The organism is Nitriliruptor sp. (assembly GCF_040882075.1).
Classification (GTDB): domain Bacteria; phylum Actinomycetota; class Nitriliruptoria; order Nitriliruptorales; family Nitriliruptoraceae; genus Nitriliruptor.
Genome location: NZ_JBBEBZ010000100.1, coordinates 8,184 through 25,056 on the forward strand (window position 1 = coordinate 8,184; position 16,873 = coordinate 25,056).

Annotated in this window: 17 protein-coding genes; 11 read left to right on the forward strand and 6 right to left on the reverse strand. The window is 72.9% G+C overall.

Annotated elements, in window-relative coordinates; translation table 11 throughout:
- Both WEB03_RS05765 and WEB03_RS05770 read right to left on the reverse strand, forming a co-directional pair.
- On the reverse strand, positions 1–328 hold a 328-nt coding region (locus tag WEB03_RS05765; RefSeq protein WP_368069998.1), incomplete at its 3' end, for a hypothetical protein.
- Positions 328–1,122: a cytochrome c gene (locus WEB03_RS05770; protein WP_368069999.1), complete on the reverse strand. Its 795-nt coding sequence runs from the start codon at positions 1,120–1,122 to the stop codon at positions 328–330. The genes WEB03_RS05770 and WEB03_RS05765, both read right to left, overlap by 1 nt.
- 186 nt (positions 1,123–1,308) lie before the next feature.
- Between WEB03_RS05770 and WEB03_RS05775 the strand changes: the two genes are divergently transcribed.
- The 6 genes from WEB03_RS05775 to WEB03_RS05800 all read left to right on the forward strand — a co-directional run bounded on the left by WEB03_RS05775 (position 1,309) and on the right by WEB03_RS05800 (position 9,041).
- A complete protein-coding gene (locus WEB03_RS05775; protein WP_368070000.1) occupies positions 1,309–1,617 on the forward strand; it encodes a hypothetical protein in 309 nt (102 codons plus the stop codon).
- Between the two features lie 93 nt (positions 1,618–1,710).
- Complete coding sequence (locus tag WEB03_RS05780; protein ID WP_368070001.1) at positions 1,711–3,540, forward strand: family 10 glycosylhydrolase; 1,830 nt, start codon at positions 1,711–1,713, stop codon at positions 3,538–3,540.
- 89 nt (positions 3,541–3,629) lie between these two features.
- On the forward strand, positions 3,630–5,135 hold the full coding sequence (gene miaB, locus WEB03_RS05785) for a tRNA (N6-isopentenyl adenosine(37)-C2)-methylthiotransferase MiaB (protein ID WP_368070002.1): 1,506 nt from the start codon (positions 3,630–3,632) through the stop codon (positions 5,133–5,135).
- Positions 5,132–5,893 (forward strand): hypothetical protein, encoded by a 762-nt coding sequence (locus tag WEB03_RS05790; protein WP_368070003.1) that lies wholly within the window; start codon positions 5,132–5,134, stop codon positions 5,891–5,893. The genes miaB and WEB03_RS05790 overlap by 4 nt, the downstream gene beginning before the upstream one ends.
- 56 nt (positions 5,894–5,949) lie before the next feature.
- Positions 5,950–6,837, forward strand: a complete 888-nt coding sequence (gene miaA, locus WEB03_RS05795) for a tRNA (adenosine(37)-N6)-dimethylallyltransferase MiaA (protein ID WP_368070004.1) — start codon at positions 5,950–5,952, stop codon at positions 6,835–6,837.
- A gap of 209 nt (positions 6,838–7,046) precedes the next feature.
- Positions 7,047–9,041, forward strand: a complete 1,995-nt coding sequence (locus tag WEB03_RS05800; protein ID WP_368070005.1) for a TIGR03767 family metallophosphoesterase — start codon at positions 7,047–7,049, stop codon at positions 9,039–9,041.
- A gap of 12 nt (positions 9,042–9,053) precedes the next feature.
- Here the strand turns inward: WEB03_RS05800 and WEB03_RS05805 are convergent, their stop codons facing one another.
- Both WEB03_RS05805 and WEB03_RS05810 read right to left on the reverse strand, forming a co-directional pair.
- Complete coding sequence (locus tag WEB03_RS05805; protein WP_368070006.1) at positions 9,054–9,545, reverse strand: DUF456 family protein; 492 nt, start codon at positions 9,543–9,545, stop codon at positions 9,054–9,056.
- Between the two features lie 66 nt (positions 9,546–9,611).
- Complete coding sequence (locus WEB03_RS05810; RefSeq protein ID WP_368070007.1) at positions 9,612–11,090, reverse strand: PQQ-binding-like beta-propeller repeat protein; 1,479 nt, start codon at positions 11,088–11,090, stop codon at positions 9,612–9,614.
- Between the two features lie 234 nt (positions 11,091–11,324).
- On the opposite strand from WEB03_RS05810, the gene dapF reads away from it, so the two are divergent.
- Positions 11,325–12,227, forward strand: a complete 903-nt coding sequence (gene dapF / locus WEB03_RS05815; RefSeq protein WP_368070008.1) for a diaminopimelate epimerase — start codon at positions 11,325–11,327, stop codon at positions 12,225–12,227.
- Between the two features lie 211 nt (positions 12,228–12,438).
- Entirely contained in the window at positions 12,439–13,803 is a 1,365-nt protein-coding gene (gene hflX, locus WEB03_RS05820; RefSeq protein WP_368070009.1) for a GTPase HflX, read from the forward strand.
- Positions 13,804–14,002: 199 nt separating this feature from the next.
- On the opposite strand, the gene WEB03_RS05825 is transcribed toward hflX, so the two are convergent.
- Both WEB03_RS05825 and lexA read right to left on the reverse strand, forming a co-directional pair.
- The gene (locus WEB03_RS05825) at positions 14,003–14,425 is read right to left on the reverse strand and encodes an aromatic ring-opening dioxygenase LigA (protein ID WP_368070010.1); all 423 of its coding nucleotides are present in this window, start codon (positions 14,423–14,425) and stop codon (positions 14,003–14,005) included.
- 203 nt (positions 14,426–14,628) lie between these two features.
- On the reverse strand, positions 14,629–15,330 hold the full coding sequence (gene lexA / locus WEB03_RS05830) for a transcriptional repressor LexA (RefSeq protein WP_368070011.1): 702 nt from the start codon (positions 15,328–15,330) through the stop codon (positions 14,629–14,631).
- Positions 15,331–15,575: 245 nt separating this feature from the next.
- On the opposite strand from lexA, the gene WEB03_RS05835 reads away from it, so the two are divergent.
- From WEB03_RS05835 to WEB03_RS05845, 3 genes are all read left to right on the forward strand, one after another.
- Positions 15,576–16,040 carry a hypothetical protein gene (locus WEB03_RS05835; protein ID WP_368070012.1) on the forward strand — a complete coding sequence of 155 codons (465 nt, stop codon included), beginning with the start codon at positions 15,576–15,578 and terminating at the stop codon, positions 16,038–16,040.
- A gap of 101 nt (positions 16,041–16,141) precedes the next feature.
- Positions 16,142–16,363 carry an antitoxin gene (locus WEB03_RS05840; RefSeq protein WP_368070013.1) on the forward strand — a complete coding sequence of 74 codons (222 nt, stop codon included), beginning with the start codon at positions 16,142–16,144 and terminating at the stop codon, positions 16,361–16,363.
- Complete coding sequence (locus WEB03_RS05845) at positions 16,354–16,764, forward strand: PIN domain nuclease (protein WP_368070014.1); 411 nt, start codon at positions 16,354–16,356, stop codon at positions 16,762–16,764. The genes WEB03_RS05840 and WEB03_RS05845 overlap by 10 nt, the downstream gene beginning before the upstream one ends.
- Positions 16,765–16,873 lie beyond the last annotated feature (109 nt).

Sequence of the window (16,873 nt, forward strand, 5' to 3'; positions counted from 1 at the left end):
CCGGGCGCGGGATGGTGCGTTCGCCGAGGTCGCGGCTCACCACGAGGTGGTGGAGCGCGATGGTGACAGCGAGACCGGCGGCAGCGCCCACGAGCCCCAGCACCTCGGTGTCGGCATCCAGGCCCCAGAGCACAGCGAGGACGACCAGCACCACGGCGCCGGCGGCCATCCAACCGAGGAACCAGGCGCGACGGAACCGGTGGACGTCGTGCGCGGGACCGGTCGGCTCGGACGGGCGCCGACCCGTCGCACGGTCGGTCGGGTCCTGCCGGACCTCCGGGTGGTGGTCGGGCAGGTCGTCCGGGTGACGGTCGCGAGGATCGGCCATCAGCGCGGCTCGAACGGTTCGCTGCGCGCGAAGCTGCCGGGCTCGGCCGGGCTCCAGCGGCGGGCACGGGACACCACCCAGAGCACCACGGCGGCCAGCAGCGCGAGCCCGATGGCGAACAGCGCCTCGCCGACCTGGTCGAGTTCCCGGACACCGACGGCGCTGCGCGGGGCGGCGTCGGCGAGCGCGAGGTAGGCGACGATGTCGTCGAGTTGCTGAACGTCGAGCACGGACTCGTCGAACGCCGGCATCGTGAAGGGCCCGATACGGGTCCCCTCGACCAGCGCGATCGGGTCGAGCCCCGCCAACGGCGGGACGGCGTTGTCACCCCCCGCGATGCCGCCGTCACCCGCCGCGCCGTGGCAGGCGGCGCAGTTGCGCACGTACAGCTCCTGGCCCCGGGCCGCCTCGCCGGCACCGACCGTCGGGATCTCACCAGGCAGATCGAAGGTGGCGAGGAGGTAGGCGTTGATGGCTTCCCGTTGCTCGTCGTCGAGCTGGTCGATCCGGACACCGACCTCCGGGGCGAGGACGGGCATCCGGCCCGTCCGCATGGTGAGGTCGACGTAGGCGATGTCGAGGTCGGTCATCGGCGGACCATCGAGGTCGCCCTCGCCGTGGCCGCCTTCGAGCCGGGTGCCGTGGCACGTGGCGCACTGGGCCTGGAACAGCTCGCCTCCGCGGACGACCTCGTCGCGGCCGTCGTCGCGGCCCGCACGTTCCTGGGCGCCTGCCATGGCACCCCAGCCGACCACGAGCAGCGCGACGGCGACCAGGGCGAGAACCCTCGGCACCCGACGCCCGACCTGCGCTGCGATCACGGTCTCCCACTGCCGGTCGGGGCGTACGCTAGGAGGTCGCCCGTGGTCGGGGCGAGTCAAGACCGGCGTCGGCACGTCCGCCACGAGCCCGATCCCGACCGTTCGGCCGTCGTGGCTCGCGAGGTAGCCTCCCGGCGTCGGCCGACCGCGGAGATCCCCGTGACCTTGTTGCAGACCTGGCTCATCATCGGCGTCCCGCTCGTCGCCGCCTCGCTGTACCTGTTCATCGGACGCGACAAGGGCCGGGCACGCGTCGGCTACTTCGGGCTGCTGACGGCCGTCGTCGCGCTCGCCACGCTGCCGACCGACGCGACCCAGGGCCGGATGATCTCGGCCGGGCTCGTCGGCGCCGCTGCGTTCCTGTTCGTCGCCACCGGCCGCGGGACCCACACCGACGACGACTTCATCGAGCACCACCAGGACCGCCGCCGCTTCACCACCGCGACCGGGGACGACACCGACCGTTGACCGCCCGGCACACCTCGGTGCAACCTGGCGTGTGCGTCGGACGTCGGGTCGGGTAGCAGCGTCCGCGGCACCCCTCCGGCGACCGGCACCCCGGTGATCCGAACCCGACTCACCGCGACGGCCCTCGCGGCCCTCCTCGCCGGCAGCCTCGCGCTCCCGGCTGCCGCGCCGCCCGCGCACGCCGCGACCGGGTCGGGCGCGTGTGCGAGCCACCTCGTCCCGGCAACGGGGTTCACGGACACGCTCGGGACCGTGCACCGCGCCGCCATCGACTGCGCGGTCTGGTGGCACCTGGTCAGCGGACGTTCGACGACCCGCTTCGTCCCGGCGACAGCCGTGACCCGGGGGCAGACCGCGGCGATGATCGCGCGGCTGCTGCGGACGACCGGGCACGCACCGGCCGAGCCGACCTCCGCGGGCTTCGAGGACACCGTCGGTCACACCTTCGAGGCCGACATCGACGTCGTCGCCTCGCTCGGGATCGTCACCGGCGTGACGGCGACCCGCTTCGCTCCCGACTCGAGCGTCACCCGGGCTCAGCTCGCCAGCGTGCTGGCCCGGACGTTCGCGTACGGCTACGGCGAGCCGCTCCCGTCAGGCCCGGTCGACTTCCAGGACGTCAGCGCGGACAGCCCGCACCGTGACGCGATCGGGAGGGTCGCCGCGGCGGGGGTCACCAGCGGGACGTCCGCCACCCGGTTCTCCCCCAGTGCGGCCGTCCCGCGCGCCCAGGTCGCGTCGTTCCTCACGCGCGCCACCTCGGTGCTGCTCCAGCGCGGCGATGCACACCTGCCCACCACACAGCCCGGCTCCCGCGACGCCTACGCCAGCAGGACCCGCGCGGCGTGGGTGCACCTGTTCGACGGCAGCCTGAAGTCCCGCACCGCGATCCAACGCACCGTCGCCGAGCTCGCCGCCGCCGATGCCAACGTCATCTACGCCCAGGTCGCGCGTCGACACGACGCCTACTACACCTCGAACGTGTTGCCGCGCACACCCGATCCCGGCGTGGCCGCAGGGTTCGACGTCCTGGCCGAGCTGCTCACCGCGGCCCACGCACGAGGCATCGAGGTGTACGCCTGGTACGGGGTGGCGCCGACCTACCACGACGTCTACCGCGACCTCGACACCCCCGCGAACTGGATGTACGACCGTCGCGGCCCGTACGCGCCCGTCGCGGACCGGTGGGTCACCCGCAGCCACTCGGGCACCTGGTCGACCTACCTCGACCCCGGCGTCCCGGGTGTCCAGAGCCACGTCGCTGCGGTGGTGGGCGAGATCGCCCGGCGCTACGACGTCGACGGCATCCACCTCGACTACGTCCGCTACGACGGCGCCGACCAGGGCTACAACCCGATGGCGCTCGCCGCGTACCGCGCGCAGACCGGAGCGTCCGGCACACCGAGCCCGGGGGACGGGGCGTGGACGAACTGGCGGCGGGAGCAGACCCGCCAGATCATCCTGAAGGCCCGAGCCGCGGTCGGTGCCGCGCGGCCGGGGGTCCCCCTCTCCGCCGCGGTCATCACCTGGGGGGACGGACCCGCCACGCCCGACCGTGCGGGCTTCCGCGGCACGCTGCCCTACACCCGGACGCTGCAGGACTGGGACGGCTGGGTCCGTCGCGGCGAGATCGACGCGGTCGTCCCTATGAACTACTTCCGCGCCCACGACGCTCAACACGCCCGCTGGTTCTCGCGGTGGATCGCGCACGAGCGGGCGCTGGCGTCGGCGTACGCGACCGAGGTCGTGCCGGGGCCGGCCGGCTACCTCAACCACCCCGCGAACGTGCGGTCCCAGGTCCGGGCCGGGATGGCCGCGGACGGGACGTCGGTGTACTCCTTCCAGCAGCCGACCCTCGACGGCAGCCGGGGGATCTGGAGCCAGCTCGCCGGCACCCGGTGGGGGTACGCCCCGACGCGCTGAGATCGCGGGGGCAGCACGCCACCTGCCGGCCGGGGGCACGGCCACCCTCCCGTACACTCCGAGGTCGCGCCCTCGACCTGTGAGCTGTTGTGCCCCGGACGTACTCCATCCGCACCTTCGGGTGCCAGATGAACGAGCACGACACCGGCCGCGCCGCCGGGCTGCTCGAAGCCGTCGGCTACCGCCGGGCCGCGTCCGACCAGGACGCCGACCTCGTGCTGCTCAACACCTGTGCCGTCCGCGAGAACGCCGACAACCGGCTGTACGGCACGCTCGGGCACCTCAAGGGCCTCAAGGACGAACGCCGCGCCGCCGGCCAGGACCTCACGATCGTGGTCGGCGGGTGCCTCGCGCAGAAGGATGGCGCCACGGTCGCCGCCAAGGCTCCGTGGGTCGACGTCGTCTACGGCACCCACAACCTCGGGTCGTTGCCGCAGCTGCTCGCGCAGGCGGACTCCACCTCCCTGCCGGTCGTCGAGCTGGTCGAGCAGCTCGAGACCTTCCCGTCGGCGCTGCCCGCCAAGCGCGACGTCCGCCACCACGCGTGGGTCGCCATCTCGGTCGGCTGCGACAACTCCTGCACCTTCTGCATCGTGCCGTCGCTGCGCGGTCCGGAGGTCTCGCGCACGATGGGCGACATCGTCACCGAGGTCCGGGGACTGGTCGCCGACGGGGTCGTCGAGGTCACCCTCCTCGGCCAGAACGTGAACTCCTACGGCCGGGACCTCGCCGGACGGTCGCAGTTCGCGCCGCTGCTGCGCGAGCTCGGTGAGGTCGACGGGCTCGAACGGCTGCGCTTCACCTCGCCCCACCCACGCGACTTCACCGACGAGGTGCTGCACGCGATGGCCGAGACGGGCAACGTGATGCCCCACCTCCACCTGCCGCTGCAGTCGGGGTCCGACCGGCTCCTGCGCCTGATGCGTCGCAGCTACCGGCAGCGTCGCTACCTGAACCTGATCGCCCGCACCCGCGAGCTGCTGCCCGACGCGGCCCTCTCGACCGACATCATCGTCGGCTTCCCCGGCGAGACCGACGAGGACTTCCAGGCCACCATCGACGTGGTCGAGCACGTCCGCTTCGACCAGGCGTTCACCTTCCAGTACTCGGCGCGCCCCGGGACGCCGGCCGCCGAACTGGTCGAAGAGTTCGTGCCACCGGAGGTCGTCGCCGAGCGCTACCAGCGGCTCGAACCCCTGGTCCGCCAGCACTCGCTCGAAGCCCACCAGCGGCTGATCGGTACCGACCAGGAGCTGCTGATCGAGTCCCCGTCGAAGACCGACGTCGCCCGCTGGTCGGCCCGTACCCCGGGCAACCACCTGGTCCACCTGCCCGCCCCCGAGGGGTGGCGCGCGGGCGACGGCCAGCCGCCCGCCTACGGGCCTGGCGACCTCGTCACCGCCACGGTGGTCGAGGCGGCCACCAACTACGCCGTCGCCGGCGTGCCGACCGCGATCCGGCGCACCCCCGCCGGCGCTGCCACTGCCGACGCGCTCGCGCGGGGCGAGGGCCACACCCTCCCGCCGGACGCGCCGGCCACGGCACCCGTGGCCGGGGTCGGCCGGTCGTTGCCGCTGCTGCTGGCTCCCTCGTGACCGTCCGCGCCGTCGCGGTCGTCCCGTCGGCGCCGCTGTTGCTCCCGGCCGTCTCGGCCGGCCTGCCGACCGCGATCGCCGACGAGGTCGCTGCGCTCCGAGCAGCCGTGCGCGTCACCCTGACCGGGTTGCCCGACGTCGACACCATCGTCCTCGTCGCCAGCGGCGACGACGCCACCCTGCCGGACGGTGGCTGTGCCGACCTCGCCGGGTACGGCCACCCGGAGGTGGCGGCCGACGTGCCCGTCGACCGTGCGCTCCTGGCTGCCGTCGCGACCCGCACCGGCACCCCTCGGGTCCGTGCCGACCACGTCGACGGTGACCTCGCGGTGCTGACCCTCCTCATCGCCGAGACGCGTCCCGATGCGACCATCCTGCTCGCGACCGTGGCCCGGGGTGCCGGCGGCGCGACGCTCGGCGGGTTCGCCGCCGGGCTGCTCGCCGCCACCGATGCGACCGAACGCGACGTCGCCGTCATCGCCAGCGGCGACCTGTCCGCGGCCCGCGACACGACCTCGCCGGGCTACCTCGTCGACGGCGCGGTCGCGTGGGACCAGCAGACGATCGATGCGCTCGTCGACGACGATCTGGACGGCCTGCTCGCGCTCGGTCCCGTCGAGGCGGGCCGGGTCGGCGCCCGGAGCTGGGCGCCCCTCGTCGTGCTGCTCCACCTCGCCCGGGCCGCGGGTCTGCGCCTGGACGCCCCGCAGCTGTGGGCCCCACGCGGGGTCGGCCAGCTCGTCGCCAGCTCCCGCTGACCGGGTCGGGGGTGAGCGTGGAGGCGGACCGGACCCGTGACGGGCAGGTGCTGGCCGTGGTCGGTCCCACCGCATCCGGCAAGTCCGAGGTGGCGCTCGAGGTGGCCCGTGCCCGCGCCCGTGGCGGCGATCGGCCGATCGAGGTCGTCGCCGTCGACGCGTTCACCGTCTACCGCGGGATGGACGTGGGCACCGCGAAACCGTCACCGGCCGACCGCGCCGAGGTACCCCACCACCTGATCGACGTGCTCGACCCGTCACAGGAGCTGACCGTCGCCACGTTCCAGGGCCTGGCCCGGGCGGCGATCGCCGACGTGCTCGACCGGGGCGCGACCCCGCTGCTCGTCGGCGGTAGCGGCCTGTACTGGCGCGCCGTGGTCGACCCGTTGCGCTTCCCGCCGACCGACGCCGAGGTCCGGGCCGACATCGAGGCGCGATGGGCCGACGACCCCGCCGGCGCGCACGCGCACCTGGCCGCCGTCGACCCGCCAGCCGCCGACCGGATCGGGCCCGGCAACCTCCGCCGGACCGTCCGGGCGCTCGAGGTCCTCGAGCTCACCGGCGAACGCTTCAGCGCCTTCGACGACGCCTGGTCGCGGTACGCGGCCATCTACCCCGGTCTCGAAGTCGCCTACCTCGAGCCCCCGGCCGAGGAGCTCCGTGAGCGGATCCGGGCACGTGCCGACGGCATGGTCGACGGGGGGCTGCTCGCCGAGGCCGCCGCCCTCCGCACGGCGGGCCCGCTGTCACGCACGGCGCGTCAAGCGATCGGGTACGCCGAAGCGTTCGCGATCCTCGACGGGGAGGCCGACGCGGACGAACTCGCCACCACCATCGCCCACCGGACCTGGCGCTACGCCCGTCGGCAGCGGGGGTGGTTCCGAGCTGATCTCCGCTGTCAGCCGCCCTCCGACGCCCGGACCGCCGTCACCTCGATGCGCTGAGGGGACCGGGGGCGGGTCCGTCCGTGCCCACGCCGCCGCGCGCCCGTAGGGTCGGCGTCGCGTTCGGTGCCGGCCGGCTGGGAGCGGGTCGGCACCGGTCGAACGTCACGTGGAGGGGCCCGGGTCGTTCACCGGGGTGGGGACGGCCGGTCGGCGGTCGTCGGATCGGCCGGTCGCGGGTGTCCGCGGCCCTCGAGCGGAGCAGCGACGTGGATCGACGCACCTTCATCGCCCGCGGCGGGACCCTCGGAGCGGCCTCCGCGGCGGCGGCGACCTTCGGCACCTTCGGTCCGTGGGCAGCCGTGGCACGCGCGCAGGCTCCGACCCGTGGGGTGGTCGTCGACCCGACCGGGACCACCCTCGAGCGCACCTTGCTCCCGACCGGCGACGGGTACCGCCGCTTCACCGACGGCCCCGGACGCCCCATCGTCGTCTGCGACGAGCTCGCCGCCCCGAAGCCGGGCCGCGAGGACCGTCGACGAGCCCTGGCCACCGTCGTCCACCTGACCGACATCCACCTCACCGACAGCCAGTCGCCGGCCCGCGTCGAGTTCACCGACCGGCTCGAGGACTCCTCCGACGTGGAACCGGGCTTCTTCTCGTCGGCGTGGCGACCGCAGGAGACGCTCGGTGCCCACCTCGCCGACGCGATGCTGCAGGCGCTGCGCGCGGTCGGTGCCGGACCCGTGACCGGCCGGGCCTACGACTGCGGGGTCACGACCGGCGACGCCACCGACAACATGCAGTTCAACGAACTCGACTGGTTCCTCGACCTGATGGCCGGCGGTCGCCCGTTCCAGTTCAACAGCGGCGATCCCGACCGCTACGAGGGCGTCCAGGACGACGACGAACTCAGCTTCGACGCGAGCTACTACCACCCCGGGTCCAGCCGTCCCGACCACTACAAGGACGTGCTCGGTTTCCCCGATCGGCCCGAGATGCTGGACGCGGCCATCACTCCGTTCACCCCCGTCGGTCTGCCGATGCCGTGGTACTCGATCTACGGCAACCACGACGGCCTCCTGCAGGGCAACGCCTTCGACAACCCCGCCTTCGCCGCGATCGCGACCGGACCGATCAAGGTCGTCGGCACACCGTCGTCCCTCAGCCCGTCACAGATCCAGCGCGCCCTGATCGAGGGCGACGCCGCAGCCCTCCTCACGGCGCCAGGTGCGCCGGTGCGGCAGGTGACCCCCGACCCGGCCCGCGCCGCCACCACCCCCAGGGACTGGGTGCTGCGCCACCGTGAGGACCGTGGCGGCGCCGGTCCGATCGGGCACGGCCTGTCCGCTGACGCCGTCGAGACCGGTGAGCTGCACTACACCTTCGAGGTGGCGCCGGGCGTCCTCGGCGTCGCCCTCGACACCGTCAACCGCACGGCCTGGGCCAGCGGCTCGATCGACCGGGCGCAGTTCGCCTGGCTCGAGGAGCAGCTCGTCGCCGCGTCGTCGCGCTACCTCGACCCGGCGGGCAACGAGGTCACCACCTCCAACGACGACCAGGTGATCGTCGTGTTCGCCCACCACGGCATCGATTCGCTCGACAACCCGTTCCCCGACCTCAGCCGTCCGGAACCCGAGGAGCGCGTCCAGGGCCCGGAGTTCGAGGCGCTCCTGCACCGTTTCCCGAACGTGATCGCGTGCGTGGTCGGCCACACCCACCGCAACCGGATCGTCCCGCGGGTGTCCCCGACGGCCGACACCGGCGGGTTCTGGGACATCACGACCGCCGCGCACATCGACCACCCCCAGCAGGCCCGCATCCTCGAGATCGTGGACAACGCCGACGGGACCCTGTCGATCTTCGCGACCATCGTCGACCACGCGGGTCCCGCGTCGCCGCCGGCCGAGGTCCGCAGCGTCCTCGACCTCGCCTCGCTCGCCCGCGAGCTCGGGGTCAACGACGACCAGAAGCGGGGCGCCGACGAGGGCGAGCCGGTCGACAACAACGTCGAGCTGCTGGTCACCGCGCCGTTCAGGCTCGCGGTCGCGCCGCCGCCAGCGCAGGGGCCGGGGCAGGGCCAGGGAGGGCCACCGGCCGCTCCTCCGGGCCAGGGGCGGCGCCCGGTGCAGCCCGCCGGACAACCGCTGCCGGTGACGGGTCTGGGGACGGCAGCGGCAGGAGCGGCGCTGCTCGCCGGCGCCGCCGCGCTCCGCGGCCACGGACCGGGCGAGGCGCCGGACGGGCCGACCGAACGCGTGTGACCGACCGCCTGCCTACAGCCGCACGAGCGTGGTGACCAGCCAGATCGCGATGAGCAGCAGCGCGGCGCCCATCTCCACGAGCACGCCGACGCCGTAGGCCTTCAGCACGCTCCGTGTCGACGCCCACGCGCGGGTGCGGTCGCCGTGCCGGCCGACCTCGCCGAGGTAGAGGCCGAGCAGCGCGCCGAGGATCAGCCCGACGACGGGGATGACGAAGAACCCCACGACGCCGAGCACGGCCGCCAACGCCAGCGACGACCGAGCCGCGTCGCCCTTCAACCCGCGCTGGGCGGGCAGCGCGTACGACGCTCCGGCACCGGCGAGCGTCACGACGGCCAGAACGACGACCAGCACCCACCCGACGGTGTCGATGCCGAGCGCGAACGTCGCCACGATCCCGGCGAGCCCGACCAGCACGACGCCGGGCAGCACCGGCACGACGACACCGACCAGGCCGACGAGCATCACGCCCAGCGTGAGCCCGATGATGACCGCGTCGCTCACGTCGCCTCCCCGTCGGTGCGCGACCCGCTGACCCGCTGCTGGGTCCTGCTCGCGCCGTCGGCGCTGTCACAGCATCGCAGGTGCCACGCGGCGGAACGGACGGGGTGCGGTCGCGACATCCGGCGGCAACGCGATCGCCGTCAGACCACCACGGTGCTGGATGACGGCGATCCCCCCGAGGTCGGCCGTCCAGGGTCCGTGCTGCTCACGCATCAGGGGGAAAGCCTCCGGCGGGAACCGAACGACCTCGCCGCCGTCACGGGTGTCGATCAGCACGTAGGCGCTGTCGGCCGCATCGGGTCGTTCCGGGTGGAGCGCGAAGGGCCCCACCCGGTCGTGGGGGGCCCCACGGTCGCCAGGGGTGGTGGCCCTCCACGGCATCGAGGACCTCGTGTCGGTCGTAGACGTGCGGTCGAGCAGCGACCCGTCCGCGCGGTCGAGCACGAGCTCGTCCTGCTCGCAGGTGAACACTCGGACCGTGTCGGTCTCGAACCGTGCCGCCGTCGTACACCGCGACCGGTCGGCCGGGGTGCGCCAGACCTCCCGGTCCTCGGCGTCGAGCAGGAGATAGGCCGGACCGTGACCCTCCAGGTCGGACGGGCCGCTCGGGCCGGCCCAGACCTCGAGCAGCGTGTCGTCACCATCGCTGTCGAGGACCATCCCTCCGAACCCGAGCGGTCGGCCGTCGGCCAACCGGTGGAGCTGTTCGCCGCTGCCGTCACCGCGCCACAGGTTCACGTAGCGGCCGGTCACCCACACGCCGCCGCCGATCGCCGGGTCGATCCCCTCGACCGCCCACCGGATGGACCCGTCCGGGGCCAACGCGGTCAGACGTCCGTCGGCCGCGAGGTGGACCGCGGTGCCGTCGGTAGCGATGCTGGCCGGGCCCACGGTGGCCGCCCGCCACGTGTCCTCGCCGGTGGCAGCATCCAGTGCCACCAGCATGGCTTCGCTCTGTTCCAGGGTCACCTCGTCCGAGGGCTCCCCGTTCCCGTACCCGATCCTCCTCTCGGGGTCGTGGACGAGGCCGGCGAGCAGGAGGACGTCGTCTACCTGCCGTGCGGTGTGCAGGTCGAACTGCGGGGGGAGGTTGAGGTCCGCGCGGCGCCAGCGTTCGCCCCCGTCGGTCAGGGAGCGTGCGGACAGACCGTCGGCGTCGACGGTCAGCAGCAGGTCGCCGGTCACCAGTTGCTGGCGGACCCAAGGTGCGTCGCCGGGGCCGGTCCAGGCCACCTCGCCGTCGGCCAGTCGGTAGGCGACCAGATCCTGCCCGGGCCGGGGGAGCGCCACCGCCCGGTCGCCCGCCAGCACGACGTGGGCGCCGCGCAGGCTCGGGTCGGCGACGGTCCACAGCAGGCACTCGTCGCCGGGGTCGCGTAGGCACACCGGTTCGGCCAGCGGTGGGGGTGGTGGCAGGTAGCGGCGGCCGACGCGGTCGAGCACCCGGTCGTCCGGTGTCTCGATGTCGGCATCGGCGAGCGCATCGCCGGAGGGGAGGCGGTCGACGATGGGGCCGCTCACCGCGACCATCGCCGCGACGGTCACGACCCCGACCCCGGTCGCGACGGCACGCCACGGGAGCCGGCGCTCCGTCGGTGGCTCCGGTGTGCTCGGTGCAGCACGCAACGGTTCGCCGCAGCTCCCGCACCACCGAGCCGAGCGCTCGCGCACGGGGGCATCGCACGCCGGACAGCAGCGTGTGCGGACCGCCGTGACCTGCACCCCGCCACCTCCCAGCCGGAGGGACGACGGTACTCCCGCGGCAGTACGCTCGTCCCGATGGATGTGATCAAGGCGCACGGCACCGGGAACGACTTCGTGGTGCTGCTCGACGTGGACGACCGGCTCGAGGTGCCGGTCGCCCTCGTCCGCGCGCTCACGGACCGCCGCCTCGGCGTCGGGGGCGACGGGGTGATCCGCCTCGGCGCACCGCCGGTCGACCAGCCGGACGCGGACGTGTTCATGGACTACCGCAACGCCGACGGCACCACCGCCGAGATGTGCGGGAACGGGGTCCGGGTCACGGCCAAGCTCGCGGTGGACCACGGGCTCGTCACCCCGCACGACGGCGAGGTGGTCCGCGTCGCGACGCGCGCCGGCACCAAGCCCGTGGTGGTCCACCTCGGTGTGGACGGGAGGGTCGAGCAGGTCAGCGTCGACATGGGGCCGCCGATCCTCACCCCCGCCGATGTCCCCTTCACCACCGACCGACCCGACCTGCTCGTCCACGACCTCGACGTCGACGGCACCGTCCTGCCCGTCAGCGTGGTCTCGATGGGCAACCCCCACGCCGTCACCCTCGTCGACGACGTCTCGACCGCGCCGGTGACCACGATCGGCCCGCTGGTCGAGGTGCACCCACGTTTCCCCGCCAAGGTCAACGTCGGCTTCGCCGAGGTGGTCGACCGCAGCACCATCCGCCTGCGCGTCTGGGAGCGTGGGGTCGGCGAGACCGCCGCCTGCGGGACCGGCGCGTGCGCGGCCGTCGTCGCCCTCCAGCGCCTCGACCGTGTCGATGATCGCGTCGAGGTCCACCTGCCCGGCGGGGTGCTCGAGATCACCCACACCGACGGCGGGACCGTCACCATGCGTGGCCCCGCCACCGAGGTCGCCACGGTGCACCTCACCGACGACTGGCTCGCCGCGGCCGACGGGACCCCCGTCGCTGCCGCGAGCGCTTGAGAGGAACGTCCCACTGACCGCTCCAGGATCCGACGCCCGTCCCACCGATGGCCCGCGTGCGGGCTTCTCGCCCCCACCGCCCTCCGCACCCGGCGATGACTCCGACGACCTGTTCGCCGCCGCCGAGGGGGACCTCGAACGTGTCGGCGGCCACGGCGCGGACGAACACCGCGGTCTGACCCGTGCCGAGGAACGCCGTCAGCGTCGCGACGTGGTCGAGGAGGGCGCCCCGCAGGAGGGCGTCGACATCATCCGGCCCGTCGAACGGGCCGTGATCGTCGGCGTGCAGCTGCCCGGCCGCACCTCGGCGGAGGTCGACGCGTCGCTCGACGAGCTCACCTCGCTGCTCGACACCGCCGGCGCCGTCGTCGTCGAACGGGTCGTGCAGCGACGTGATGCGCCTGACTCCGCCACGTTCATCGGCCGCGGCAAGGTCGCCGAGCTCAAGGACCTCGCTGCGGCGCTCGACGCGGACGCGGTCGTGTTCGACGACGACCTCGCGCCCGCCCAGCAGCGTGCGCTCGAGGAGGGCATCCGCCAGAAGGTGCTCGACCGCACCATCGTCATCCTCGACATCTTCGCCCAGCACGCGACGTCCCGGGAGGGCAAGGCCCAGGTCGAGCTCGCCCAGCTCACCTACCTGCTGCCTCGACTTCGCGGGTGGGGGACCGCGCTGTCGCGTCAGGCCGGTGGCCGCGTCGCGGGCGGTGGCGGTATGGGTGGTCGTGGTCCCGGTGAGACCCAGCTCGAGGTCGACCGCCGGCGGATCATGCGACGGATGACCAAGCTCCGCCGCGATCTGAAGGACTTCGCCCAGATCCGCGCGACCAAGTCCGCCGAGCGTGACCGCAACCGGGTCCGGGTCGCGGCCATCGTCGGCTACACCAACGCCGGCAAGTCGTCGTTGCTCAACCGTGTGACCGGCGCCGAGGTGCTGGTCGAGGACAAGCTGTTCGCGACGCTCGACCCGACCGTCCGCCAGCTCGATCTCCAGGACGGGTCGGACGTCGTGCTGACCGACACCGTGGGGTTCGTGCAGAAGCTGCCGCACGGGTTGGTCGAGGCGTTCAAGTCCACACTGGAGGAGACCGCGAAGGCGGACCTGCTCATCCACGTCGTGGACGCCTCGCACCCCGAAGCCGAGGCGCACATCGTCGCGGTCCGGGAGGTGCTCGAGGAGATCGGTGCCGACCAGGTGCCCGAGCAGATCGTGCTCAACAAGATCGATCAGGCCGATCAGGCCACGGTGGACGCGCTGTCGCGGCGGCTCCAGATCGAGCTCGGTGCGGAACCGGTCGCCGTGTCGGCGCAGACCGGCGAGGGCGTCGACGACCTGATCGAACGCATCCAGCTGCGGCTGCCGGGCCGCCGTGTCCGGGTCACCGCCAACGTGCCCTACGCCCGTGCCGAGCTGGTCGCGCTCGCCCACCGCCGTGGCAACGTCGTCAAGGAGGTCCACGACGACACCGGCACGGAACTGGTGGTCGACCTCGACGTCCGCGCCGCCCGCGAGCTGCGCCCCTACCTGCTCGACGACCCGTTCGCCGACGAACCGGAAGCCTGGGAACGCGACTGACTCGCCGACGACCTCGATGGCTCCGCTCAGGCAACTTCCTGGGCCAGTGCCCAGGAAGTTGCATCACCTCGCTCGCGCGAGCTGGGACTGGCGGGCTCCGCTGCAACTTCCTGGGCTGGAGCCCAGGTTCTGTCAGAACACCGTCGACTGCGGAGAACGCCCTGTCGCGACGGGCCGCTGCTCGCGGGTGGTGGTGCGGTCAGACCCGGGCGGGTTCGCCGACCTGTTGGCGGACGTCGCGCATCCCGAGGCCGATGAGGACGAAGATGACCCCCATGCCGGCAGCCATCGCGGCGACCCCGAAGGCGAGGATCGAGGTGAACAGCGAGGCCTGGAGGAACGAGGAGTTCATCGCCATGTCGCGGCGCGGGTCCTCACGGTCGAGCTCGGCGTAGGTGGCGCCCTCGGTGGTCTCGAGGGTGTGAGCGTCGATGATCTTCGCTTGGCAGTAGGCGGTCAGCGGACCACGGACCTCACGCTCCGGCAGGCAGGCGTCATCCGGGGTCGTGATGCGCTGGTCGGCCAGGGTGCTGCTGACGACCGTCCAGGTGGCGATACCACCGATGATCATGAGCACACCGAGGATGATCGAACCGATCGAGGCGAGCTTTCGGGAGTCCACTTCGGAGCCTTCTTCGTCGTTGGGATGCCGACGGTAGGACTCCGCGCCGATCCCCCGGGGGAGGCCTTCGGCCTCGCTTGGGGGGTCGCAGGTCGGGACCTCGCCTGGCCCATCGGCAGGGTCACGCACACCTGCTGACGAGGCGTGGCCGCCGAACACGGCGGGCCACGGGGGCGAGGGCAGTGCCAGCGTCAGCGTCAGCGTCAGCGGACGCTGCGGAGCACCGTCACGATCTTGCCCATCACGTGGGCGTCCTGGTTCGAGGTGACCGGGATGGGCGCGAAGCGTTCGTTGGCGGGGTCGAGGAACACCTCGCCCGCCTTGCTGCGCCGGAAGAACTTCACCGTGGCCTCACCGTCGATGAGCGCGGCGCACATCTCGCCCTGTTCGACGTTCGGTTGCTCGCGGACCACGACCAGGTCGCCGTCCATCACCCCCGCGTCGATCATCGACTCACCCCGGACGCGCAGCATGAACAGCTGCCCGTCACCGACCAGTTCCTTCGGGAGGGCGTAGACCGACTCGACCCGCTCTTCGGCCAGGATCGGGCCACCGGCGGCGATCTCACCGACGAGCGGCACGTTGCGCCCCGAGGAGGGTCGGACGCCGAGCGCCGTCTCCGGGTCGCGCCCGAGCTCGAGCGCGCGGGGCTTGGTCGGGTCGCGCCGCAGGTAGCCCTTGGTCTCGAGCGTCTCGAGCTGGGCGTGGACCGACGAGGACGACTTGAGCCCGACCGCGTCGCCGATCTCGCGCACCGACGGCGGGTAGCCGTGCACGTCCACGTGGTCGTGGATGACCTCGAGGATGGCGCGCTGGCGGTCCGTCAGGTCGCCGGGATCGGCGTCACGGACAGGTCCGGACGCGCCGTCGACCGGCGCATCGGTGGGGGGGTTCTGGGTGGCCACGGGCGCTCCCTCGTCCGAACGGGCGTTCGCCACACTACCACGGTCGGCCGCCGCACGCGAACACCCGTTCGGGACCGCTGGACTTGACGTCCGAACGCGCGTTCGGCACGGTGAGGGGAACGGGTGTTCGACGAACAACCGTTCGGGCCGTGTCACACCCCCGCCGCACACTGCGGATCGCAGGCCAGCGGACCAGGCCGACAGACACGGACCGGGCCGGACACCACGCCCCCGAGGAGCCACCGATGAGCGCCCAACCCACGATCGATCCCGCACCCACCGACAGCCCCCGGTGGACGCCCGTCCTCGTCCTGCCCGTCGAGGACGAGCCGCGTACCAGCAGCGGCCAGCGACGTCGGTTCGTGCCTGCGCTCACCACGCCCCCGACGCCCGCTGAGGTCGCCGCGTTGCGGCCGGCCTCGCGGGCGTCGGCGTGGCGTCGTCGGGTCGGCGCGGTCGTGGCGCTCGTCGTGCTCGCCTTCCTGCTGACCGTCGGGGTCGGTTCGGTCACGGCCGGCGCGCAGCTCGCCGATCCGGTCGCGGGGACGGTCACGATCGGTCGGGGTGAGACCCTGTGGGACGTCGCGTCCGCCACCGCCCCGGCCGGCGTCGATGTCCGCGAACAGCTCGACGCCATCTCGACGCTCAACGGCTTCGACGGCGGCACCACGATCGAGCCGTGGACCGTGGTCCTGCTCCCCGCTCGCTGACCCTCGGCAGGCCCGTGGCAGGCCCGCGACCAGGGTCCGAAGGCGTGACCATCTCCTCCGCCTGGGTGCGATATCATACGATAGCGTCCGGGAGGCTGATGATGACCGACTTGTTGATCCGGGGTGTACCGGAGGAGGTCGTATCCGCGATCGAGGTCAAGGCTGCGTGTCTGGGCCTGTCGCGGACCGAGTACCTGCGTCGGCAGATGGTGCGCGTCGCGTCGACGACGGATGAACCGGTCACGGTCGAGCACCTGCGTCGGTTCGGCGAGATCTTCGCGGATCTTGGCGACGTCGAGGTGATGCGTCGGGCATGGGAGTGACGGACTGGCTCATCGACAAGTCCGCGCTCGTACGCGTAGGGACCACTCCCGACGGTGCGACGTGGGCGGACCGAGTCGACCGCGGGTTGGTGCGGATCAGCACGGTGACACGGCTCGAGGTCGGATACAGCGCGCGAACCGGAGACGAGCTGCGAGCCGGGTTGCGTCAGCCACCGCTCGCATCGATGCCGGTCGAGTACCTCACACCGGCGATCGAAGACCGCGCCGTCGAGGTCCAGACCCTGCTCGCCGACCGCGGCCAACACCGTGTTCCCTCCGTCCCCGACCTCCTGGTCGCCGCGACGGCAGAACTGGCCGGTCTCGTGCTCATCCACCTCGACAAGGACTTCGAGCTGATCGCCGAGATCACCTCACAACCCCTGGAACGCCTCACCTCTTGAGCGAGCCCTCCCGGGCGTTGCCTACTGGCTCGGCCCGCCCCGTCCTCGGCTTGCGGGGTCCTGACGTGGCGCTGGCGCCACGCCAGCGCCCCGGTAGGCCGGCGCGCAC

Excerpts from the sequence above, each read along its gene's own strand:
- WEB03_RS05845 (WP_368070014.1), top strand. The coding sequence starts at position 16,354 with ATGGGAGTGACGGACTGGCTCATCGACAAGTCCGCGCTCGTACGCGTA.
- WEB03_RS05835 (WP_368070012.1), top strand. The coding sequence starts at position 15,576 with ATGAGCGCCCAACCCACGATCGATCCCGCACCCACCGACAGCCCCCGG.
- dapF (WP_368070008.1), top strand. The coding sequence starts at position 11,325 with ATGGATGTGATCAAGGCGCACGGCACCGGGAACGACTTCGTGGTGCTG.
- WEB03_RS05840 (WP_368070013.1), top strand. The coding sequence starts at position 16,142 with ATGACCGACTTGTTGATCCGGGGTGTACCGGAGGAGGTCGTATCCGCG.